Consider the following 23,003-nt stretch of genomic DNA (forward strand, 5'->3'; position numbering starts at 1 on the left):
ACCAGCGGGTCGGCGGGCCGCCAAGAAGGCGGATGACCAGGGTGCGTCACGGGTCATAATGTCGGACGCGTTGGCGACAATGGGGGCATGACCATGAGCGATGGCGTTCCCGCGGAGGCACGGCAGCGGCACCTCGAGCTGAGCCGGGAGCTCGAGGAGGCCAACTACAGGTACTACGTCCTCGACCAGCCGACGCTCACCGACGCCGAGTACGACGCGCGCATGCGGGAGATCGGCGCGCTGGAGGAGCGGCATCCCGAACTGGTCACTCCCGACTCGCCGACGCAGAAGGTCGGCGCGCCGATCGTCACCGACTTCGCGACGGTCAGCCACCTGGAGCGGATGCAGAGCCTCGACAACGCGATGAGCGCCGACGAGCTGCTCGCGTGGGACGAGCGGGTCGTCAAGGAGGTCGGCACCGTCGCCGGCTACCTGTGCGAGCTGAAGATCGACGGCCTGGCGATCGCGCTGACCTACGAGGGCGGGCGGCTGACGCGCGGCGTCACCCGCGGCGACGGGCGCACCGGCGAGGACGTCACCAACAACATCCGCACGATCGCCGACATCCCGGACCGGCTGGCCGGCGACGGCTGGCCGGACGTGCTGGAGGTCCGCGGCGAGGTGTTCCTGCCGGTCGCCGGGTTCGAGCAGGTCAACGCCGCGCAGGTGGAGGCGGGCAAGGAGCCGTTCGCCAACCCGCGCAACGCGGCGGCGGGGTCGCTGCGGCAGAAGGACCCGCGGGTCACCGCGCACCGGCCGCTCGGCATGCTCGTCCACGGGTTCGGCGCCTGGCGGGGCGGGACGCAGCCGGAGAGCCAGTCCGGGGCGTACGAGCTGATGCGCGGCTGGGGGCTGCCGGTCAGCGACCGGTACAAGGTCGTCGGCGGGCTCGACGCCGTCCGCGAGTACATCGCCGAGTACGGCGAGAACCGGCACGACCCCGCCTACGAGATCGACGGCGTCGTGGTGAAGGTCGACGAGTTCTCCCTGCAGCGGCGGCTCGGGTCGACGAGCCGGGCGCCGCGCTGGGCCATCGCGTGGAAGTACCCGCCCGAGGAGGTCAACACCCGGCTCCTCGACATCAAGGTCGGCGTCGGGCGCACCGGGCGCATCACCCCGTTCGGCGTGATGGAGCCGGTGAAGGTCGCGGGCTCCACCGTCGACCGGGCCACGCTGCACAACGCGGGCGAGGTCAAGCGCAAGGGCGTGCTGATCGGCGACACCGTCGTGCTGCGCAAGGCCGGCGACGTCATCCCGGAGATCGTCGCGCCGGTGACCGCGCTGCGGGACGGCTCCGAGCGCGAGTTCGAGATGCCGTCGCACTGCCCCGAGTGCGGCACCGAGCTGGCGTACGAGAAGGAGGGCGACGCCGACATCCGGTGCCCCAACGCGCAGTACTGCCCGGGGCAGCTGCGCGAGCGGCTGTACTTCGTGGCGAGCCGCAACGCGCTCGACGTCGAGGCGCTCGGCTACGTCGCGGCGACCGCGCTGACGCAGCCGCTGGAGCCGTCCGACCCGCCGGTGAAGAACGAGGGCGACCTGTTCCACCTGACGGTCGAGCAGCTGCTGCCGATCCGGAGCCTGGTGCTCGACTCCAAGACCGGCACCGCCAAGACCGACCCGAAGACCGGCGAGCCGAAGGTCGTGTCGTTCTTCGCCAACAAGGAGGGCGAGCCGAAGAAGACGGTCGAGATCCTCTTCGAGGAGCTGGAGAAGGCCAAGCGGCAGCCGCTGTGGCGGGTGCTGGTGGCGCTGTCGATCCGGCACGTGGGGCCGTCGGCCGCGCGCGACCTCGCCCGCGAGATGCGCTCGATGGACGCGATCGCGGCCGCGACCGAGGAGGAGCTGGCGGCGGTCGACGGCGTCGGGCCGACGATCGCGGCCTCGATCAAGAACTGGTTCGCGGTCGACTGGCACCGGGAGATCGTCGACAAGTGGCGGGCCGCGGGCGTCCGGATGGAGGACGAGGGCGCCGCGGGCCCGCGCCCGCTGGAGGGCGTCACCGTGGTGATCACCGGTTCGCTCGCGGAGTACAGCCGCGACTCGGCGACCGAGGCGGTGCAGCGGCTCGGCGGCAAGGTGTCCGGCTCGGTGTCGAAGAAAACCGGCTTCGTGGTCGTCGGCGACAGTCCAGGGTCGAAATACGACAAAGCCGTCAAGCTGGGCGTACCGGTCCTGGCGGAGGACGGCTTCCGCGTGCTGCTCGCCGATGGGCCAGATGCGGCCAAAAACGTAACTTTGCGCGCCGACGAATAACGCCGCGTGGTCATGGGGGTCCGACCAGCATCGCGTTACTCAGGGGTACACTACGATCACCCAACGGTGAGCGGTGGGTGTGATACGGCATAACGGAACGTACGCAATCGGTTTCGCGAAGTTGACCAAAGGCCGTACCCTCCCACTCATCACGACCTACACCTGAATCTCCGGACGTAACACCCGGGAGGCGTCCCCCGGGAGCGGGGACGCCCGGTGCCGGGGGCCGGCCCCCCGAACCTCCCCCCGAGGATGTGATGAAGGACCCGAACAATACGCGGAACACGGCACCGCGCCGCGGCTCCCCGTTGTGGATCTACTTCGTCGTGGTCATCCTGCTCGGCGTCACGGCCGGCGGGGCCGCGTTCTCCGGGCTGAGCGCGGCCGACCTGGACGCCCTCGTCGGCACGCCCGTCTTCTGGATCCTCGGCTGCTTCATCATCTTCGGCGAGATGCGCCCGATCATCACGCCGGGCTCCACCGAGAACAACGGCGCCACCACCTCCACCACGTTCTCGTTCGCGGCGCTGCTGTACGCCGGCCTGCCCATCGCCGCCGCGCTCCAGGCCGTCGCCGTCATCACCTGCGGCATCTTCCGCGGCCGCGCCCCGCACCGGATCGCCTTCAACGCCGCCCAGTACACCCTCAGCCTCGCCGCCGCGCAGCTCGTCCTCGCGCTGTCGGGCAACCTCGCGACCCCGTCCAGCCTGTGGGTGCCGCAGGGCTCCGACCTGCCCGCGATCGCCCTCGCCGGCGCCGTGTACTTCGTCTGCAACGACACCCTCGTCGGCTCCGCCGTCGCCCTGCACGAGCGGGTCTCGCTGGTGAAGGCGCTCCGCTTCGACCTCGGCTACCAGATCCTGGTCCACCTGGCGCTGCTCGGGCTGGCCCCGCTGATGGTCGTCGCCATGGACCGGTCCGCCCTGTTCGTGCCGCTGATCGTCCTGCCGTTCATCGCCGTCTACATGAACGCCTCGGTCTCCGTCCGGCGCGAGCACCAGGCCCTGCACGACGGGCTGACCGGGCTGCCCAACCGCAAACTGCTGATCGTCCGCACCGAGGAGGCGCTCGCCGAGGCGCGCGGCGCCAAGAGCCGCGGTGCCGAGCACCACGGCGCGCCCAAGCGCGGCGCGGAGCGGCACCGCCCCGGCCGGCTCGGCTCCCGGCGCCGCAGGCCCGCCGACCCGCCGGACCACCGCGCCGGGCTGTTCCTGCTCGACCTCGACCGCTTCAAGGAGGTCAACGACACCCTCGGGCACCCCACCGGCGACCGGCTCCTGCAACTCGTCGCGCACCGGCTCACCCACAGCGTCCGCCCCGGCGACCTCGTGGCGCGGCTCGGCGGCGACGAGTTCGCGGTGCTGCTGCCGACCGTCCGGGACGAGGCCGCCGCCCGCGAGGTCGCCGCCCGGCTGCGCGCCGCGCTCAGCGAGCCCGTCCGGCTGGACGGCATGTCGTTCGACCTGGAGGCCAGCGTCGGCATCGCGCTGTTCCCCGACCACGCGCCCGACTTCGAGCTGCTCCTGCAGCGCGCCGACGTCGCGATGTACAACGCCAAGGAGGCCCGCACCGGCGTCGAGACCTACTCGCCCGGCAAGGACCGCAACTCCCCGGCGCGGCTCAGCATGCTCGGCGACCTGCGCCGCGCCATCGACCGCTCCGAGCTGGAGCTGTTCTACCAGCCGAAGGTCTCGCTGCGGGACGGCCAGCTCGTCGGCATGGAGGCGCTGCTGCGCTGGCGCCATCCGGACCAGGGCGTCCTCGAACCCGAGGCGTTCCTGTCCGTCGCCGAGCAGACGTACCTGATGCGCTCGATCACCCACCATGTCGTGACCGCCGCGCTCGCGCAGACCGCCGCCTGGTGGCGGGAGGACCTCGCCGTCCAGGTCGCCGTGAACGTCTCCGGCCGCGACCTCCTCGACACCGGCCTCGCCGAGACGATCGAGGAGGGCCTGCTCGCCCGCGGCCTGCCCGCCGCCGCGCTCCAACTGGAGATCACCGAGCGGATCCTGATGAACGAGCCCGCCTACGCCTCCGAGACCGTCGGCGCCCTCGCCGCCCTCGGCATCCCGCTCAGCCTGGACGACTTCGGCACCGGCTACTCCTCCCTCGTCCGGCTGAAGCGGCTCCCCGTCGAGGAGATCAAGATCGACGCCTCGTTCATACACCGGCTCGCCGACTCCACCGACGACGCCGTCATCGTCCGCTCCATCGTCGACCTCGTCCGCACCCTCGGCCTGCGCTCGGTCGCCGAGGGCGTCGAGGACCCGGCCACCGCCGAGACCCTCCGCGAGATGGGCTGCGACGCCGCCCAGGGCTGGCACTTCGGCCGCCCGATGGACGCCGCGGCCGCCACCGCCTGGCTCCGCCGCCACTCCCGCAAGGCCCCAGAACCCGCGGCGTGATCTCCCAGGGGGGCGACCCCCTGGAACCCCCGTCACGAGCCGGTCGATCCTCACGCTGTGTTGGCCCAGGGGGGCGACCCCCTGGAACCCCCGTCACGAGCCGGTCGATCCTCACGCCACGGTTCTGGTCCTTGTGACCGTGCGGGTTCGTGGCGTGTCGCTGCGGTCGCCCGGCTCGGCGGGCAGGCCCGCTGCGCTCGCAGAACTCGCTCCGCGTGCCTGCCCGCGCTCCGGTGGCCGGGGCGCCGCGCTGGGTCAGTAGCGGCGGCGGGGTTCGTAGTCGTCGGCGTAGTACTCCTCGCGGACGGCCGGCGGGGGGCGGCGGTCGACGGCGCGGCGGGCGGACACGATCCGGACGATGCCGATGACCAGGCCGATCAGGCCGCCGATCATCAGGATCACGCCGACCAGGCGGATGTCGATGCCGCTGAACTCGTAGTTGACCGCGTAGGCCAGGATCGCGCCGATGATGATCAGGGCGATGCTGCCGCCGATGGTCACGGCGGGCTCCTCTCGTCGTCCCGGGGGTGGACGAGGGGAGCGTTCCCCGTGTGCGGAGATGAAACGGCGCGCCGCGATCGTGCCTGCGTAAACCGGGCGGGCCCGCGGGCGCTCGGCCCATAGGATGGGCGGGAACCCACTTCATCGCAGGAACGGTTTCCATCATGTCCGCCATCACCCGTGACGAGGTGTCGCACCTCGCCCGGCTGTCCCGGCTGGCGCTCGGCGACGACGAGCTCGACCGTCTCGCCGCCCAGCTCGACCAGATCATCTCCGCGGTCGCGCGGGTGCAGGAGGTCGCGGCGGAGGACATCCCGCCCACCTCGCACGCGCTGCCGCTGACCAACGTCTACCGGGAGGACGAGGTACGCCCGTGCCTCACCCCCGAGCAGGCCCTCTCCGGTGCCCCGGCGGCCGAGGAGCAGCGTTTCCGCGTTCCGCGGATTCTGGACGAGGAGGCCTGACCGGTGACTGGAACGGAGCGCAGCGGAGTGGAAGGCGCCGGTCAGGCGGCACGTCCCGGGGGGGCTGGGGGGTCGTCCCCCCAGAAGGACTCGAGTGAACTGGTCAGGAAGGGGGCGGCGGAGCTCGGCGAGCTGCTCGCCGCCGGCGAGGTGTCGGCCGTCGAGGTGGCCGAGGCGCACCTCGACCGCATCGCCGCCGTGGACGGGCAGGTCAACGCGTTCCTGCACGTCGACCGCGAGACGACGCTGGCGCAGGCCCGGCAGGTGGACGAGCGGCGCGCGGCGGGGGCCGAACTCGGCCCGCTGGCGGGCGTCCCGATCGCGCACAAGGACGTCTTCACCACGGCCGACATGCCCACCACCGCCGGGTCCAAGATCCTGGAGGGCTGGCGGCCGCCGTACGACGCGACCGTGACGGCGCGGCTGCGGCAGGCCGGCCTGGTGATCCTCGGCAAGACGAACATGGACGAGTTCGCGATGGGCTCGTCCACGGAGAACAGCGCCTACGGCGTGTCCCGCAACCCGTGGGACCTGGAGCGCGTCCCCGGCGGCTCGTCCGGCGGGTCGTCGGCGGCGGTCGCCGCGTACGAGGCGCCGCTGTCGACCGGTACCGACACGGGCGGCTCCATCCGGCAGCCCGCCGCCGTCACCGGCATCGTGGGCATGAAGCCGACCTACGGCGGCTCCTCCCGGTACGGCGTGATCGCGTTCGCGTCGTCGCTCGACACGCCGGGCCCGTTCGCCCGGAACGTGCTCGACGCGGCGCTGCTGCACGAGGCGTTCAGCGGCCACGACCCGATGGACTCCACCTCGGTGAGCGAGGCCGTCCCGCCGGTCGTGGAGGCGGCGCGCCGCGCCGACGTCAACGGGCTGCGGGTCGGCGTCGTCAAGGAGTTCGCCGGCGACGGCTACCAGCCGGGCGTGTCCGCCCGGTTCAACGAGGCGGTCGAGCTGCTGGAGTCGCTCGGCGCGAAGGTCGTCGAGGTGTCCTGCCCGCACTTCGCCTACGCGCTGCCCGCCTACTACCTCATCGCGCCGTCGGAGTGCTCGTCCAACCTGGCGCGGTTCGACGCCATGCGGTACGGCCTGCGCGTCGGCGACGACGGCACCCGCAGCGCCGAGGAGGTCATGGCGCTGACCCGCGCCGAGGGCTTCGGGCCCGAGGTCAAGCGGCGCATCATGCTCGGCACCTACGCGCTGTCGTCCGGCTACTACGACGCCTACTACGGCAAGGCGCAGCAGGTCCGCACGCTGATCAAGCGCGACTTCGAGGCGGCGTTCGAGCAGGTGGACGTGCTGGTCTCGCCGACCACGCCGACCACCGCGTTCCCGGTCGGCGAGCGCGCCGACGACCCGATCGCGATGTACCTGGCCGACCTGTGCACGATCCCGGCGAACCTCACCGGCAACGCCGCGATCTCGGTGCCGTGCGGCCTGGCGGACGGCCTGCCCGTCGGCCTGCAGGTCATGGCCCCCGTCCTCGGCGACGACCGCGTGTACCGCGTCGGCGCCGCCGTCGAGCGGGCCCTGGAAGACCGCTGGGGCGGCCCGCTGCTGGCGCAGGCCCCGGAACTGGTGGAGGCGAAGTGACCACCCCGACGCTGATGGACTACGACGAGGCGCTGGCGAAGTACGAGCCGGTCCTCGGGATCGAGACGCACATCGAGCTCGGCACCGCGTCGAAGATGTTCTGCGGCTGCCCGACGGAGTTCGGCGCGGAGCCGAACACGCAGGTGTGCCCGGTGTGCCTCGGGCTGCCGGGGGCGCTGCCGGTGACCAACCACGCGGCGATCGAGGGCATCATCAAGATCGGCCTGGCGCTGAACTGCGACATCGTGGAGTGGTGCCGGTTCGCCCGGAAGAACTACTTCTATCCGGACATGCCGAAGAACTTCCAGATCTCGCAGTACGACGAGCCGCTGTGCGTGGACGGCCACCTGGAGGTCGAGGTCGACGGCGAGACGTACCGGATCGAGATCGAGCGCGTCCACATGGAGGAGGACACCGGCAAGTCGCTGCACGTCGGCGGCTCGACCGGGCGCATCCACGGCGCCGAGTACTCGCTGGTCGACTACAACCGGGCCGGCATCCCGCTGGTGGAGATCGTCACCAAGCCGATCCCGGCGACCGGCGACAAGGCGCCGCTGGTGGCCCGCGCGTACGCGACGGAGCTGCGCGAGCTGGTCCGGTCGCTCGGCGTGTCGGACGTCCGCATGGAGCAGGGCTCGATGCGCTGCGACGTGAACGTCTCGCTGATGCCGCGCGGCGCGTCCGAGTGGGGCACCCGCACCGAGACCAAGAACGTCAACTCGCTGCGATCGGTGGAGCGGGCCGTCCGGTCGGAGATCGAGCGGCAGGCCGGCGTGCTGGACGCCGGGGGCCGCATCGTCCAGGAGACCCGCCACTTCCACGAGGACACCGGCCGCACCACGAGCGGGCGCAGCAAGGAGGAGGCGCAGGACTACCGCTACTTCCCCGAGCCCGACCTGGTGCCGATGGCGCCGTCCCGGGACTGGGTGGCGGAGCTGCGCGCGTCCCTGCCGGAGCTCCCGGCGGCGCGCCGGCGCCGCATCCAGGCCGAGTGGAACCTGTCGGACCTGGAGCTCCGCGACGTCGTCAACGCCGGCGCGGTCGACCTCATCGAGGCGACGGTCGCGCAGGGCACCGACGCCGGCGCGGCCCGCAAGTGGTGGATGAACGAGCTGTCGCGGCGCGCCACCGAGCAGGGCGTCGAGCTGGCCGACCTGCCGATCACGCCGGAGCAGGTCGCCCGCGTGCAGGCGATGATCACGGCCGGGGAGCTGAACGACAAGCTGGCCCGCAAGGTGTTCGAGGGCGTCCTCGCCGGCGAGGGCACGCCGGACGAGGTCGTCGCGAAGCGCGGCCTGAAGGTCGTCAGCGACGAGGGCGAGCTGTCCTCGGTCATCGACCAGGTGATCGCCGACAACGCCGACGTGGCCGACAAGATCCGCGCCGGGAAGGTCGCCGCCGCCGGCGCCCTCGTCGGCGCCGTGATGAAGGCCACCCGCGGCCAGGCCGACGCCGGCCGCGCCCGCGAACTCATCCTGGAGAAGCTCGGCGCGTCCTGATCACGCGCCCTGACACGCGGTACCGTCCCGCGCCCCTCCGATGGGCGCGGGACGGTGGTCAGTCTGGGCGGACGCTGAGGACGCGGTCGTCGTTGGGGGCGGGGTCGCCGCGGCCGTCGCGGTTGCTGGTCGTGACCCAGAGGGTGCCGTCGGGGGCCTTGGTGACGGCGCGCAGGCGCCCGAACTCGTTCTGGAGGTGTGCGACCGGGCGGCCCACCTTGCCGTTGTTCAGAGGGACCTGCCAGAGGCGCTCGCCGCGCAGCGCGGCGGCCCACAGGGAGCCGTCCGCGTAGGCGAGACCGGACGGCGACGCCTCGTCGGTCGTCCAGGTCAGCAGCGGCTTCGTGAAGCCGTCGCCGTCCTCGTCGCCCTCGACCTCGGGCCAGCCGTAGTTCTTGCCCTTCTGGATCAGGTTGATCTCGTCGAAGCGGTTCTGGCCGAACTCGGTGGCGTAGAGGCGGCCCTTGCCGTCCCAGGCGAGGCCCTGGACGTTGCGGTGCCCATAGGTCCAGACGCGGTTGCCGAACGGGTTGCCGGGGGCGGGCTTCCCGTCGGGCGTCACGCGGAGGATCTTCCCGGCGAGGGAGTTCTTGTCCTGGGCGAGGGGGCCGTCGCCGGTCTCGCCGGTGGCGATGTAGAGCATCTTGTCGGGGCCGAACGCGAGCCGCCCGCCGTCGTGGTTGGGGCCCTTCGGGATGCCGGTGACGATCGGCTCGGGCGTACCGAGGCGCCCGTCATAGGTGGCGCGGACGACACGGTTGTCCGCCGCGGCCGTGTAGTACAGGTAGACGAGATGGTCGGACGCGTACGACGGCGACACGGCCACGCCCAGTAGCCCCGCCTCACCCTGCGCCTCCACGCCGGGCACCGTGCCGACGACCGTCTTCTGCCCGGACGGCGCGACCCGCACCACGCGGCCCGAGTCCCGCTCGGTCACCAGCGCGTCGCCGCCGGGCAGGAACGCCACCGCCCACGGCACCTCCAGATCCGCGGTGACGGTGCGCGGCTTGCCGGGCGCTCCGGGCGTCCCGGACGGCGCGCCGGACGAAACCGGCGGCGACGTGCGTCCGCCGCCGTCGTCGCCCCCGCCGGACGAAGAGGACGAGCAGCCCGCGAGGAGCGCCGCGGTCGAGACCAGGACGATCGTGTGCAGTCGCATGAACGCCTCCCGTAGGTAGTACGCATCCGGCGGTCCGGTCGTTCCCCGTCACCGAGCGTCATGCCGGGCAAGCCGCCGATTCGGTGACGATCCCATTTCGGGCCTCCCAAACGGATCCGCGACGAGGTCGTTTGTCGCCGGGAGGACGCTCAGCCTCAATCGCTCCGTGACCTACCGAACGTACAGTGAGCGACACGGTGATCCCGTAGTGCAGCAACGTCGCTGATCTCCGGCAGGCGGCTCCGGCAGGCATGCTCCCCCCAGGCAGGCCGGTCGCCACCGGCCCGCGCCGACCCTGCGCGGGGCACGATCCGCGGCCTTCCGCCCGTTGTACGGGCGGCGAGGGTCGTGGACCCCGACTCTTCCCCGACGTGCGGCGTCCACCGTCCGCGGGGGCCGACACGCCCCACCGGGGGCAGGAAGGGACCGGCGCGATGAGCGGCGACTACGCCAGGCGGATGCCGCCGCGTGCGCTGCCGGTCGCCATGGCCGCGGTCGTCGGCGTGCTGTACGCCACCGGTTCGCTGCTGGGCTGGGGCGGCCGGGCGTTCATCGCGTGGGCGGAGGCGGGCGCCGCGGGCGCCGCCGCGGTCTCGCTGCTGCTGTCGTCGCGCCGGCCGGACGGCGTCCCGGCGGAGCCGGGCGCACCGGGCGGGCTCTGGCGCGCGTCGTGGCGGTGGTACGGGATCGCCGCCGCGTCCTGGTTCGTCGGCGCGCTCGGCGGGGCCCTGGCGGACGGCGCCGGCCGCACCGCGCTGTCCCTGTCGGTGCCCGACCTGTTCTACCTGTTCGCGCTGGTGGCGCTCGTCACGGGTCTCGTCGCGCCGATCCGGCTGCCGCGCGACGCGGGCACCTGGCTGCGCTACGCGGCCGACACCTATGTCTGCGCGTGCGCGCTGTTCGTGCTCGGCTGGGTCGCGCTGTTCGGCACCCTGTACCACCGGTCGGGGGAGGCGCCGCAGGAGTTCCTGCTGGAACTGCTGTACCCGCTGATCGACATCGTGTTCGTCTGCGGCGCGCTGCCGTTCGTCCTCGGCGCGGCCCGCGGGCACCGGCGGCTCGCCTGGATGGGGTACGGCGCGCTCACCGCCATCGCCGCCGCCGACATCGTGAGCACGTTCGTCCGGCTGGACGGCGGCGGGCCGTCCGACGACCCGTCCGACATCCTCCGCCTCGCCGGGCTGCTGCTCCTGCTGCTGGTGCCGTGGACGGGCCCGGTCGCCGAGCCGGACCTGCCGGTCGACGACATCCCGGCGGACGTCGAGGTGGACGGCGAGGAGCGCGGCCGCATGATCGGTCCCGGCATCGCGCCCGCCGCGGTCGCCGCCGCGGCGGCGCTGTTCATCGGGGGCCACTCGCTCACCGGCCAGAACGGCCTGGAGCCCGGCGTGTCGATCGCCGCGGGCTCGGCCGCGCTGGTGCTGATCGCGCGGCTCGCCGCGCTGCTGCACGAGAACGAGGCGCTGCGCCGGGCCGTGGACACCGGCGAGGAGCACTTCCGGGCGCTGTCGGAGAGCATCAACGACGCGGTGCTCATCTGCGACCTGGACGCGACCGTCCAGTACGCCAGCGCGGGCGCGCTGCGGACGTACCACTACACGTCCGAGGAGCTGCTCGGGCGCCCGCTGAGCGAGATCGTCCACCCGGAGGACCTGCCGCGCGTCCAGGCGGTGTTCACCGAGTTCCTGGGCGAGCAGCCGGGCAGCGGGCCCGACGACGCGCTGCGCGTGTCGTGCCGGGTGCGCGCGGCCGACGGCACCTGGCTGCCGACCGAGTCGACGATCTCGCGGTACAGCGGCTCGGCCGGGACGCCGGCGCGGCTGCTGGTGACGACGCGGGACCTGAGCGAGCAGGCGGCGCTGCAGCGGCAGGTCGCGCACCTGACGTTCCACGACGGGCTGACGGGCCTGCCGAACCGGTCCTACTTTGAGGAGCGGACGCGGGAGGTGCTGTCGCGGCAGCCGTCCGGCGGGAAGGCCGCGGTCGTGTTCGTCGACCTCGACGGGTTCACCGCGGTGAACGACTCGGAGGGCCACGCGGCCGGCGACCAGGTGCTCGCGCAGGCCGCGCGGCGGCTGCGCGCGAACGTCCTGTCGGACGACACGGTGGCGCGGTGGGGCGGCGACGAGTTCGCCGTGCTCGTGCAGCTCCCGCCGGACGACGGCGAGACCCGCGCCACGGTCGAGCTAGCCGGGCGGCTGCTGCGCGTCCTCTCGGCCGACCCCTACCAGGTGGGCGACAAGCACATCGTGCTGACGGCGAGCGTCGGCATCGCGTTCGCCGGGGACGAGGAGGAGCCCGGCGCCGGCCCCGGCGGCGCCGACGCGGGCCGCCGGGTCCGCCGCTCCGCCGCCGACCTGCTGCGCAACGGCGACCTCGCGATGGCCCGCGCGAAGGAGGCGGGCGGCGGGCGCGTCGAGGTGTACGCCCCGCACATGCACGCCGACGTCGTCCGGCGGCTGGAGCTCGGCAGCGACCTGCAGACGGCGCTCGCCGAGGAGCAGTTCGCGGTGGAGTTCCAGCCGGTGGTGGACCTCGGCACGTCCCGGGTGACCGGGGTGGAGGCGCTGCTGCGCTGGTGGCGGGGGAGCGAGGCGGTGCCGCCGGAGGAGTTCATCGGCCCGGCGGAGGAGTCCGGCCTGATGGTGCCGCTCGGCGAGTGGGTGCTGCGGGAGGCGTGCCGCGAGGTCGCCCGCTGGCGCGGCGACTCCTGGGACATCGGCCTGTCGGTGAACTTCACCGCCCGGCAGATCGCCGCGCCGCGGTTCACCGAGACGGTCGCGGCGGTGCTGGAGGAGACGGGGCTGGCGCCGAGCGCGCTCACCCTGGAGGTCCGCGAGGAGGTCCTCGTCGAGGACGCCGGGCAGAACGTGGCGCGGCTGTCGGAGCTGCGCGACCTCGGCGTCCGGCTGGCGATCGACGACTTCGGCACCGGGTACGCCTCGCTGGCCTACCTCGGGCAGCTCCCGGTGGACATCATCAAGATCGACCCGTCGTTCGTGGCGGGCCTCGGCGCGGACGAGACGCTGACGCTGCTCACCCGCACGATCGTCCGGCTCGGCAGCGACCTCGGGCTGACCGTGGTGGCGGAGGGCATCGAGCGGCCCGAGCAGCTGGAGCTGCTGCGGGAGATGGGCTGCCCGCGCGGCCAGGGCTTCCTCGTGGCGCGCCCGATGGCGGCGGGGCGGGTCGAGTCGCTGGTGCGGACGAACCTCGCCGGGCGCAACCGGCCGGGCGACGTCGCGCTGCCCCTGCCGGGCTGACCTCCGCCGCGTGAACCGCGCCACAGTTATCTCAAATCCTGAGATTTACTGTCCACGGATTTGACCGGGGGGCGGACATCGGCGAAAGTGGGCTCGTGCAGAGCACCTCCATCATCCTCGTAGTACTTGGCCGGCGCGCGGGCTGACCAAGCTTCTCGTCCTGCGCGCCTCCCCTCGACCGCTTCACGGCGGCGGGGGTTTTTTGTTGCCCGGCGAGCCAAGACTCACTCCCCAAGGAACCGCAGAATCATGACGACCGAACAGATGACGGGAGCCCAGGCGCTGGTCCGCGCCCTGGAGAACGTCGGCGTCGACACCGTGTTCGGCATTCCGGGTGGCGCGATCCTCCCGGCGTACGACCCGCTGTTCGACTCCAAGAAGCTGCGCCACGTCCTCGTCCGGCACGAGCAGGGCGCCGGACACGCCGCCCAGGGCTACGCGATGGTGACCGGCAAGGTGGGCGTCTGCATGGCCACCAGCGGCCCCGGCGCGACCAACCTCGTGACGGCGATCTCCGACGCCTACATGGACTCGGTGCCGATGGTGGCGATCACCGGCCAGGTCGCGTCCTCCCTCATCGGGACGGACGGCTTCCAGGAGGCCGACATCGCCGGCATCACGATGCCGATCACCAAGCACAACTTCCTGGTGACCAAGGCGTCGGACATCGCCCGGACGATCGCCGAGGCGTTCCACATCGCGGGCACCGGGCGGCCGGGGCCGGTCCTGGTCGACATCGCCAAGGACGCGCTCCAGGCCACCGTCGCCTTCGAGTGGCCGGTCGCGCTCCAGCTGCCCGGCTACCGGCCCGTCACCCGGCCGCACTCCAAGCAGGTCCGCGAGGCGGCACGGCTCATCGTGAACGCCGAGCGCCCGGTGCTGTACGTCGGCGGCGGCGTGCTGAAGGCCGGCGCGTCCGCCGAGCTGAAGGTGCTCGCCGAGCTGACCGGCGCGCCCGTCGTCACCACGCTGATGGCCAAGGGCGCGCTGCCCGACAGCCACCCGCTGCACATGGGCATGCCCGGCATGCACGGCGCGGTCGGCGCGGTCGGGGCGCTGCAGCGGTCCGACCTGCTGGTCACCCTCGGCGCCCGGTTCGACGACCGGGTCACCGGCAAGCTGGACGGGTTCGCGCCGCACGCCAAGGTCGTGCACGCCGACATCGACCCGGCGGAGATCTCCAAGAACCGGCACGCCGACGTCCCGATCGTCGGGGACGCCCGCGAGGTCATCGCCGACCTGATCGTCGCCGTGCAGAACGAGCACGAGCAGGGCCGCAAGGGCGACTACACCGACTGGTGGCGGCAGCTGAACGCCTGGCGGGAGACCTATCCGCTGGGCTACGACACGCCGGCCGACGGCTCGCTGTCCCCGCAGTACGTCATCGAGCGGATCGGGGAGATCGCCGGTCCGGACGCCTACTACGTCGCGGGCGTCGGCCAGCACCAGATGTGGGCCGCGCAGTTCATCAAGTACGAGCGGCCGGGCGCGTTCCTGAACTCCGGCGGCGCCGGGACGATGGGCTACGCCGTCCCGGCGGCGATGGGCGCCAAGGCGGGCGCGCCCGACACCACGGTGTGGGCGATCGACGGCGACGGCTGCTTCCAGATGACCAACCAGGAGCTCGCGACCTGCGCGATCGAGGGCATCCCGGTGAAGGTCGCGATCATCAACAACGGCAACCTGGGCATGGTCCGGCAGTGGCAGACGCTCTTCTACAACGAGCGCTACTCCAACACCGGCCTCAAGCCGCAGGCCGAGCACGCCGAGAAGCGGATCCCCGACTTCGTCAAGCTCGCCGAGGCGTACGGTTGTGTCGGCCTGCGCTGCGACAAGGCCGAGGACGTCGACGAGGTCATCGCCAAGGCCATGGAGATCAACGACGCGCCCGTCGTGATCGACTTCGTCGTGCACGAGGACGCCATGGTCTGGCCGATGGTCGCGGCCGGCACCACCAACGACGACATCAAGATCGCGCGGGACATGGCGCCCGAGTGGGAGAACGGAGACTGACCCCGATGAGCCTGCACACCCTCTCGGTGCTGGTGGAGAACAAGCCCGGCATCCTGGCCAGGGTCGCGGCGCTGTTCTCCCGGCGCGGCTTCAACATCGAGTCCCTCGCCGTCGGCGTCACCGAGCACCCGGACATCTCCCGGATGACGATCGTGGTCAACGTCGCCGACCTGCCGCTCGAGCAGGTCACCAAGCAGCTCAACAAGCTGATCAACGTGCTGAAGATCGTCGAGCTGGACTCCGGGGCGTCGGTCCAGCGCGAGCTGGTGCTGGTCAAGGTGCGGGCGGACGCGGAGACGCGCTCGCAGGTGCTGGAGACCGTCAACCTGTTCCGTGCCAAGGTGGTGGACGTCGCGCCGGACGCGGTCACGATCGAGGCGACCGGCAACCGCGACAAGCTGGACGCGTTCATCCGGGTCCTGGAGCCGTTCGGCATCAAGGAGCTGGTGCAGTCGGGCATGGTGGCCATCGGCCGCGGCGCCCGGTCCATCACCGACCGCTCGCTCCGCGCGATCGAGCGCAGCGCGTAGCCCGTGCGGGGCCCGCCCCCGCGCGCCGGCAGACCAATACAGATACAACGAAAGGCGACAGCACTGTGGCTGAGATGTTCTACGACGACGCCGCCGACCTGAGCGTGATCCAGGGCCGGCACGTGGCGGTCATCGGCTACGGCAGCCAGGGGCACGCGCACGCGCTCTCCCTGCGCGACTCCGGCGTGGACGTCCGGGTCGGGCTCCGCGAGGGGTCGGCCAGCCGGGAGCTGGCGGAGGCCGAGGGCCTGCGCGTCGTGACCCCGGCGGAGGCGGCCGAGGAGGCCGACCTCATCATGCTGCTGGCCCCGGACCACCACCACCGGGAGATCTTCGAGAAGGACATCAAGCCGGCCCTCGTCGAGGGCGACGCGCTGTTCTTCGGCCACGGTTTCAGCGTCCGCTACGGCCTCGTCCAGCCGCCGGAGGGCGTGGACGTGGCGATGGTCGCGCCGAAGGGCCCGGGGCACCTCGTCCGCCGCCAGTTCGTCGCCGGGCGCGGTGTGCCGGTGATCGTGGCCGTGGAGAAGGACGCGTCCGGCAACGCCTGGCCGCTGGCCCTCTCCTACGCCAAGGCGATCGGCGGCCTGCGCGCGGGCGGTATCAAGACCACCTTCACCGAGGAGACCGAGACCGACCTGTTCGGCGAGCAGGCCGTGCTGTGCGGCGGCGCGTCCGAGCTGGTCAAGACCGGCTTCGAGGTGCTGACCGAGGCCGGCTACCAGCCGGAGGTCGCCTACTTCGAGGTGCTGCACGAGCTGAAGCTGATCGTCGACCTCATGTACGAGGGCGGCATCTCCAAGATGTACTGGTCGGTGTCCGACAACGCCGAGTACGGCGGCTACCGCAGCGGCCCGCGCGTGATCACGCCGGAGACCAAGGCCGCGATGAAGAAGATCCTCGGCGAGATCCAGTCCGGCCAGTACGCCAAGGAGCTGGTGGACGAGTTCGAGAGCGGCCAGAAGAAGTTCAAGGAGTACCGCGAGAAGATGGCCGAGCACCCGGTCGAGAAGACGGGCGCCGAGCTGCGCCCGATGATGAGCTGGCTCAACGACTGAGCACCGCGCCGGAGGCGCGGAGGCCGGCGGCCTCCGCGCCTTCGCCGTTCTCAGGGCCCGGCCCGCGTGCCGGGGAGGCTCAGAGGCCGAACCGGCGGAGCAGCCGGGCCCGCAGCGAGGGGCCGCCGCCGGTGCCGCTGACGAAGAGCGCCAGGTGGCCGCCCCTGGTGAAGTAGACGGCGACGTCCTTCGCGCCGGCCGCCCGCCGCTGCGGGCCGGTCCGCACGCCCTCGGCGCGGACGGAGCCGAAGCGGGCCTCGCGGGTGACGCCGAGCGCGGTCGCCGCGACGTGCACGTCCCAGCGGCCGGGCGCCACGGCGGCGGGGTCGGCGACGGCCTCGAAGCCGCGGGCGCCGTCCGGGCGGGGCCCGGCGGGGAAGCCGTGTTCGACGCCGGACGTCCGCTCGCGCAGGATGAGGTCCACGGCGGTGTGGTTGGTCTCGACGCGCTGCAGCGCGGCGACGCCGCGGATGCGCACCTTGCGGCCCTGCCAGGCGACCGCGTCGAGCCGGTGCTCGACGCCGACCTCGGTGGTGATGTCGGCGTCCTGCCGGGGGACGCCGCGCAGGTACGGGTACATCGCGTAGATCCGGCCGCCGACCACCACGGCGCCCGCCGGGCTGCCCTCCACCTCGTCCCGGATCAGCCGCTCCAGTTCCTCGCGCAGGCCGTGCTGGATGCAGAACGCCCGGAGCCGCACGGACGCCGGCATGGCGGCGCGGGCGGCCTCGCTCAGCCCCTCCTCGCCGAGCACGAGGCGGGTGCCCTCCACGAGCCGCTCCCGCTGGACGCGGTCGAGGCTCAGGTAGCGGTGGTCGTACACGCGCAGCACGTCGCGCAGGACGCTGATGGTGCAGTCCGAGGTCACGGGTCTCTCCTGATCGGCCGGGGACATCGGTCACGTTAAGGCTCCGCGCCGTCGCTCACAGTGAAATCCCGGTGGTGTGTCCTCCCGGATGCATACTCGGTATTGCCTTGGGGATACGCGGTATGCATACTTGGTAGGCATGTCGATCCGTCACGGCCTGCTGGCCCTGCTGTCCCAGGGGCCCCGCTACGGCTACCAGCTGCGCGCCGAGTTCGAGTCCTCCACCGGCGGCACCTGGCCGCTCAACATCGGCCAGGTCTACTCCACCCTCTCCCGGCTCGAACGCGACGAGCTCGTCACCCGCGTCGGCGCCGACGACGAGGGCCGGTTCGTCTACCGGATCACCCCGGCGGGCGAGGCCGACGTCCGGCGGTGGTTCGCCACCCCGCTCGTCCGGGCCGACCGGCCCCGCGACGAGCTCGCGATCAAGCTGGCGATGGCCGTCACCACCCCGGGCGTGGACGTCGCCGCCGTCGTCCAGGCGCAGCGCACCGCCACGTTGCGCGCCCTCCAGGACCTCACCCGGCTGAAGGCCGACGCGCCCGCCGTCCCCGCCGACCAGGGCGACCGCGCGTGGCGGCTGGTCCTGGAGTCCATGATCTTCCAGGCGGAGGCCGAGGTGCGCTGGCTGGACCACTGCGAGTCCTACGTCGCCCGCGCCGAGACCCCCGCGGCCCCGGCGACCCCGGCCGCCGCGCCCGCCGAGGCGCTGGAGAAGGCCGACGAGGAGGCGCGGCGATGACCGTCCTGTCCCTGCGGGACGTCTCCCGCGACCACGGCAGCGGCCCCGGCCTCGTGCACGCCCTCGCGGGAGTGACGCTGGACGTCGCCGAGGGCGAGTTCGTCGCGGTGATGGGCCCGTCCGGCTCCGGCAAGTCGACCCTGCTGACGCTCGCCGGCGGGCTCGACACCCCGACGTCCGGGCAGGTCCTCGTGGCCGGCGCCGACCTCGGCGCGCTCGGCCGCGCCGCCCGCTCGGCGCTGCGCCGCCGCGCCGTCGGCTACGTCTTCCAGGACCTCAACCTCATCCCCAGCCTGACCGCCGCCGAGAACGCCATGCTGCCGCGCGAGCTGGACGGCGTCCGCGCCCGCAAGGCCCGCCGGGAGGCGCTGCAGGCGCTGGAGGAGGTCGGCATCGGCGACCTCGCCGACCGCTACCCCGACGAGATGTCCGGCGGGCAGCAGCAGCGCGTCGCGATCGCCCGGGCGCTGGTCGGCGACCGGCGGCTCGTTCTCGCCGACGAGCCGACCGGCGCGCTCGACAGCCACACCGGCGAGGACGTCATGCGGGTGCTGCGGGGCCGCTGCGACGCGGGCGCGTCCTGCCTGATGGTGACGCACGAGTCGCGGCACGCCGCCTGGGCCGACCGGGTCGTGTTCCTGCGCGACGGCCGGCTCGTCGACGCCACCCCCGCCCGCACCGGCCCGGAGACCCTGCTGCAGGAGACGACGTGACCCGCTACGGATTCGCCTTCCGCCTCGCGCGGCAGGACGCGCTGCGGTCGAAGGGCCGCACCGCGCTGGTGCTGTGCATGATCGGCCTGCCGGTCGGCGCCGTCAGCGCCCTCGCGGTCCTGCGGGCGACGACCGCGGCGCGGGACGGCGCGGGCGGCGCGGGCGCGGCGTCCGCCGCCGAGGCCGGCGTGCTGGCGCTGATCGTCGCGATGGCCGTGCTGGAGGTCGTGCTGCTGGCCGGGCCCGCGTTCGTGGTGGACGTCCGGCGGCGCCGCCGCGACCTCGCGCTCGTCGCCGCCGCCGGCGGGGCCGGCCGGCACCTGCGCGCCGTCGTGCTGACGAGCGGCGTCCTCCTCGGCGGGTCCGCGGCGCTCGGCGGGGCCGTGCTCGGCGTCGCGGGAGCGGCCGCCGTCAAGTGGATCGCCGAGGCCCGGGGCGCGGCCCCGCTCGGCCCGTTCACCGTGCCGTGGCTCCTGCTCGCCGCCGCCGTGCTGCTCGGCGCGGGCAGCGGGCTGGCGGCCGCGCTGGTCCCGGCCGCGCAGGCCGCCCGGATGGACGTCGTCGCGGCCCTCGCCGAGCGCCGCGAGCCGCCCGCCCCGGGCCGCCGCGGCTGGCCCGTCGCCGGGGCCGTGCTCGTCGCCGCGGGCGTGGCGCTGTGCCTGGAGGGCGTCCGGAGGTGGCGCGAGTTCGGCGCCGCGATCGGCGCGGCGGCGATCATCATCGGGCTCGTGCTCGCCTGCCCGTGGCTCATCGGCGCGGCCGGGCGGCTCGCGCACCGGCTGCCGCTGCCGCTCCGCCTCGCCGTCCGGGACGGCGCCCGCAACCGGGCCCGCACCGCGCCCGCGGTCGCCGCGATCATGGCGGCCGTCGCCGGGATCACCGCGCTGGCCATCGGGGGCGCCAGCGACCTCCGGCAGGAGCAGGTCGAGTACCAGGCGCGGCTGCCCATGGGCTCGGCGCTGGTCCGGCCGCCGCTGGACCGGGCGGACCAGGTCGGGGCCGCCGTCCGGGGCGACCTGCCCGGCGTGCCCGTCCTGCCGCTGAAGGCCATGCCGGGGCAGGACGGGGTCTGCGCGTCCGACGACTGGTCGCAGTGCCCCTCGGTGAGCTTCGCCGCCGAACTCGACGGGGGCGCCTCCTTCACCCTCATGGACAACGTGGTCGGCGGCGCCCGCGAGGCCAGGCTCGTCCTCGGCCGCGAGGATCCCGCCGTCACGGCCGCGCTGGCCGAGGGCAAGATCGTGCTGTTCCGGGTCAAGCCCCTGGCCGGAGGGACGACCACGGCCAAGGTGTCGTACTGGGCGGACGACAAGGAGCACACCGTCCGGACGATCGAGAACCTGCCGGCGGTCGCCGCTTCCGGCGACCCGCACGTGCGGGCCATCGTGCCCCCGGCGGCCGCCGCGAAGATCGGGCTGCCCGTCCGGACGGAGGCGTTCGGCGTCGACCGCGCCGACCACCGCGTCACCGAGGCCGAGCAGGCGCGCCTGGACAAGACCCTCGACTCCTTCACCCGCGACGACGGTTCCGTCTACGTCGAGCGCGGCTTCACCGGGTCGTTCGGCAAGGTCACGCTGATGCTGGCGGGAGCGGCGGGCGTCCTCGCGCTGGGCGGGGCGCTGATCGCGACCGGCCTGGCGTCCGCCGACGCCCGGCCCGACCTCGCGACGCTCGGCGCCGTCGGCGCCCGGCCGGGCACCCGGCGGCTGCTGGCCATGGGGCGGGCCGCGTTCATCGCGGCGCTCGGCTGCTGGCTCGGCATCGCCGGCGGGCTCGTCCCCGGGATCGCGGTGGCGCGCCCGCTCACCAGCGAGGTCCAGGAGACGGGCGCGGCGGCGCACGGTGTGATCGTCGACATCCCGTGGACGCTGCTCCTCGCGGTCGGGGTCGGCATCCCGCTGCTCGTCGCGCTCGTCGCCGGGGCAACCTCCGCCTCCCGGCTCCCGGCGACCCGCCGCACCGCGGCCTAGGAGGCCCACGCCGCGACTTGGGAACGCCGCCCCACGGCCCGCCAGGCCCGCACCGCGGTCTGGCGGGCCCCGCTCGGGGAGTGGCGGGCCCGCTCGGGGAGTGCGGGCCGCACCTGGAGAGCGGCGGCTCGCACTTGGGGAGTGGCGGCTCGCGCCCGGGGAAAGGCGCGGTCATGGAGCCGCGCCGACCGGGGAAACGCGCGGGCCGGAACTCAGCCGCGCGCCGGACCGGTGGTAGCGTCCGGCGCGTGGCCGAGGTCGTCGTGGCGCAGGAACCCGTCGGGGAGGTTCCGGCCGGCACCGGGGGAGGCGCCCGGCGCCGTCCCCGCCCGCCGCTCGCCGCGCTGATCGCGGCGAGCGCGCTGCTGTACGCGGCGTACGCGCTGATGCGGCTGCGCGCCTTCCGGACCGGAAGCTACGACCTGGTGATCTTCGACCAGGCGGTGCGCTCCTACAGCCGGTTCGACCTGCCGGTCGCCATGGTGAAGGGCGTCCACAACGGCTTCGGGCCCGGCTTCTCCGTCCTCGGCGACCACTTCTCGCCGATCCTGGCGCTGCTCGCGCCGCTCTACTGGATCCACGACGGCCCCGAGACGCTGCTGGTCGCGCAGGCCGTGCTGCTCGCGCTCGCGATCTGGCCGATCTGGCGGTACACCGAGCGCCGGCTCGGGCCCGGCGCCGCGTACTGCGCGGCGGGCGCCTACGCGCTGTCCTGGCCGATCGCCGAGGCGCTCGCGTTCGACTTCCACGAGGTCGCGTTCGTCCCGCTGCTGTCGGCGCTGCTGGTCGAGCGGTACGACGCCGGGCGGCGCGTCCACGCGGCGCTGGCGGCGGCCGCGCTGCTGCTCGTCAAGGAGGACATGGGGCTCCTCCTCACGGGCTTCGGCCTCTACCTGCTCACCCGGCCCGACGAGCCGGACGGCGAGCGGCGGCGGCTGCGCGACCTGCTGCCCCGGGGCGACCGCCGGGCCGGTCTCGCCTACGCCGCGGTCGGGCTGTGCGCCACCTGGGTCAGCTCGCGCGTGCTCATCTCGGCCTTCGGCGGCGACAACGGCTACTACTGGGCGTACGGGGCGCTCGGCCCCGACGTGCCGCACGCCGCCGTCCACGCCCTCACCCAGCCGTGGGACGTCGCCGCCGTGCTCGTCGACCCGCCGCAGAAGGTGCTGACGATGGCGCTGGTCGTCCTGCCGCTGCTCCTGCTGCCGCTGGCGTCCCCGCTGACCCTCACCGCCGTGCCGCTGCTCGCCGAGCGGATGCTCGCGAGCAGCTTCGGCAACTGGTGGGAGCCCCACTACCACTACAACGCGTTCATCGTCGCCGTGCTCGTCCTCGCGGCGGTGGACGGGGCCGCGCGGCTGCGCGGGCGCTGGGGGAGGGCGCGGCGCGTGCCGCCCGTCCTGCCGATGGCCGGAGTGCTGGCCGCGACGCTCGTCTGCGTGCCGTTCTTCGCCTACCGGCACCTGGCCGACCCGGCGCTGTGGCGGCAGAACGAGCGGGCCCGCGCGGCCGCGGCGGCGGCCGCGACGATCCCCGACGGCGCGCTCGTCGAGGCGGCCAACGGCGTCGGGCCCGCGCTGACGTCCCGCGCCCGCGTCCTGCTGTGGGACGAGCGGTCGCGCGGGGCGCCCTGGGTGGTCGCCTACGTCGGGCGGCTGGAGTTCCCGTTCCCGTCGGTCGCCGACCAGCGGCGGCGCGTCGCCGAACTGGAGGCCGCCGGGTACCGGACGGTCTTCCGGCAGTCCGGATACATCGTGCTGCACCGCGACGGCCCCGATCCCTGGTGACCCGACCGTTTGGGCGGATTGTCCAGTGACCGATGGACGACATCGCGGTCAGAATTCCAGTGAAGGTACCGTTCGGATAAATATCCCTATCGTTTCTGGGTACTTTGCCTGATACTTGAAGAAAGCCGTGACGGCCGCGGCCACTGCGTGGAGAACCTGCGCGAACACCCTTGTGACCGCCGCCG

The 23,003-nt window shown here is 73.3% G+C and carries 16 protein-coding genes; 13 read left to right on the plus strand and 3 right to left on the minus strand.

Going from position 1 to position 23,003, the window contains the following annotated elements; translation table 11 throughout:
* Positions 1–87: 87 nt before the first annotated feature.
* Together ligA and AB0K34_RS23760 are read left to right on the plus strand one after the other, a co-directional pair.
* Positions 88–2,256, plus strand: a complete 2,169-nt coding sequence (gene ligA / locus AB0K34_RS23755; RefSeq protein WP_364550898.1) for an NAD-dependent DNA ligase LigA — start codon at positions 88–90, stop codon at positions 2,254–2,256.
* Between the two features lie 257 nt (positions 2,257–2,513).
* Complete coding sequence (locus AB0K34_RS23760; RefSeq protein WP_364550900.1) at positions 2,514–4,661, plus strand: bifunctional diguanylate cyclase/phosphodiesterase; 2,148 nt, start codon at positions 2,514–2,516, stop codon at positions 4,659–4,661.
* A 255-nt stretch (positions 4,662–4,916) separates the two neighbouring features.
* Here the strand turns inward: AB0K34_RS23760 and AB0K34_RS23765 are convergent, their stop codons facing one another.
* On the minus strand, positions 4,917–5,162 hold the full coding sequence (locus AB0K34_RS23765) for a DUF6458 family protein (protein WP_176195798.1): 246 nt from the start codon (positions 5,160–5,162) through the stop codon (positions 4,917–4,919).
* Between the two features lie 164 nt (positions 5,163–5,326).
* Between AB0K34_RS23765 and gatC the strand changes: the two genes are divergently transcribed.
* From gatC to gatB, 3 genes are all read left to right on the plus strand, one after another.
* On the plus strand, positions 5,327–5,626 hold the full coding sequence (gatC, locus tag AB0K34_RS23770) for an Asp-tRNA(Asn)/Glu-tRNA(Gln) amidotransferase subunit GatC (protein WP_138636592.1): 300 nt from the start codon (positions 5,327–5,329) through the stop codon (positions 5,624–5,626).
* 99 nt (positions 5,627–5,725) lie between these two features.
* Positions 5,726–7,216 carry an Asp-tRNA(Asn)/Glu-tRNA(Gln) amidotransferase subunit GatA gene (gatA, locus tag AB0K34_RS23775; RefSeq protein WP_364550946.1) on the plus strand — a complete coding sequence of 497 codons (1,491 nt, stop codon included), beginning with the start codon at positions 5,726–5,728 and terminating at the stop codon, positions 7,214–7,216.
* A gap of 14 nt (positions 7,217–7,230) precedes the next feature.
* Positions 7,231–8,715, plus strand: coding sequence for an Asp-tRNA(Asn)/Glu-tRNA(Gln) amidotransferase subunit GatB (gatB, locus tag AB0K34_RS23780; protein WP_138636603.1), 1,485 nt, complete (start codon positions 7,231–7,233; stop codon positions 8,713–8,715).
* Between the two features lie 58 nt (positions 8,716–8,773).
* Here gatB and AB0K34_RS23785 read toward each other — a convergent pair whose 3' ends face one another.
* On the minus strand, positions 8,774–9,874 hold the full coding sequence (locus AB0K34_RS23785; protein ID WP_364550902.1) for a PQQ-dependent sugar dehydrogenase: 1,101 nt from the start codon (positions 9,872–9,874) through the stop codon (positions 8,774–8,776).
* A 434-nt stretch (positions 9,875–10,308) separates the two neighbouring features.
* On the opposite strand from AB0K34_RS23785, the gene AB0K34_RS23790 reads away from it, so the two are divergent.
* The 4 genes from AB0K34_RS23790 to ilvC all read left to right on the plus strand — a co-directional run bounded on the left by AB0K34_RS23790 (position 10,309) and on the right by ilvC (position 16,738).
* Complete coding sequence (locus AB0K34_RS23790; RefSeq protein WP_364550904.1) at positions 10,309–13,137, plus strand: EAL domain-containing protein; 2,829 nt, start codon at positions 10,309–10,311, stop codon at positions 13,135–13,137.
* 126 nt (positions 13,138–13,263) lie between these two features.
* On the plus strand, positions 13,264–15,150 hold the full coding sequence (locus tag AB0K34_RS23795) for an acetolactate synthase large subunit (RefSeq protein ID WP_274704604.1): 1,887 nt from the start codon (positions 13,264–13,266) through the stop codon (positions 15,148–15,150).
* A 5-nt stretch (positions 15,151–15,155) separates the two neighbouring features.
* A complete protein-coding gene (gene ilvN / locus AB0K34_RS23800; RefSeq protein WP_138636588.1) occupies positions 15,156–15,680 on the plus strand; it encodes an acetolactate synthase small subunit in 525 nt (174 codons plus the stop codon).
* 74 nt (positions 15,681–15,754) lie between these two features.
* Positions 15,755–16,738, plus strand: coding sequence for a ketol-acid reductoisomerase (gene ilvC / locus AB0K34_RS23805; RefSeq protein WP_138636602.1), 984 nt, complete (start codon positions 15,755–15,757; stop codon positions 16,736–16,738).
* Positions 16,739–16,817: 79 nt separating this feature from the next.
* Here the strand turns inward: ilvC and AB0K34_RS23810 are convergent, their stop codons facing one another.
* Positions 16,818–17,606 carry a hypothetical protein gene (locus AB0K34_RS23810; protein ID WP_240807581.1) on the minus strand — a complete coding sequence of 263 codons (789 nt, stop codon included), beginning with the start codon at positions 17,604–17,606 and terminating at the stop codon, positions 16,818–16,820.
* Between the two features lie 139 nt (positions 17,607–17,745).
* Between AB0K34_RS23810 and AB0K34_RS23815 the strand changes: the two genes are divergently transcribed.
* The 4 genes from AB0K34_RS23815 to AB0K34_RS23830 all read left to right on the plus strand — a co-directional run bounded on the left by AB0K34_RS23815 (position 17,746) and on the right by AB0K34_RS23830 (position 22,818).
* Positions 17,746–18,348, plus strand: a complete 603-nt coding sequence (locus AB0K34_RS23815) for a PadR family transcriptional regulator (protein WP_364550907.1) — start codon at positions 17,746–17,748, stop codon at positions 18,346–18,348.
* On the plus strand, positions 18,345–19,061 hold the full coding sequence (locus tag AB0K34_RS23820; RefSeq protein WP_364550909.1) for an ABC transporter ATP-binding protein: 717 nt from the start codon (positions 18,345–18,347) through the stop codon (positions 19,059–19,061). Before AB0K34_RS23815 ends, AB0K34_RS23820 begins: the two co-directional genes overlap by 4 nt.
* A complete protein-coding gene (locus tag AB0K34_RS23825) occupies positions 19,058–21,031 on the plus strand; it encodes a hypothetical protein (protein ID WP_364550911.1) in 1,974 nt (657 codons plus the stop codon). The genes AB0K34_RS23820 and AB0K34_RS23825 overlap by 4 nt, the downstream gene beginning before the upstream one ends.
* 248 nt (positions 21,032–21,279) lie before the next feature.
* On the plus strand, positions 21,280–22,818 hold the full coding sequence (locus tag AB0K34_RS23830) for a DUF2079 domain-containing protein (protein WP_171069115.1): 1,539 nt from the start codon (positions 21,280–21,282) through the stop codon (positions 22,816–22,818).
* Positions 22,819–23,003 lie beyond the last annotated feature (185 nt).

The organism is Actinomadura sp. NPDC049382 (assembly GCF_040677125.1).
Classification (GTDB): Bacteria; Actinomycetota; Actinomycetes; order Streptosporangiales; family Streptosporangiaceae; genus Spirillospora; species Spirillospora geliboluensis.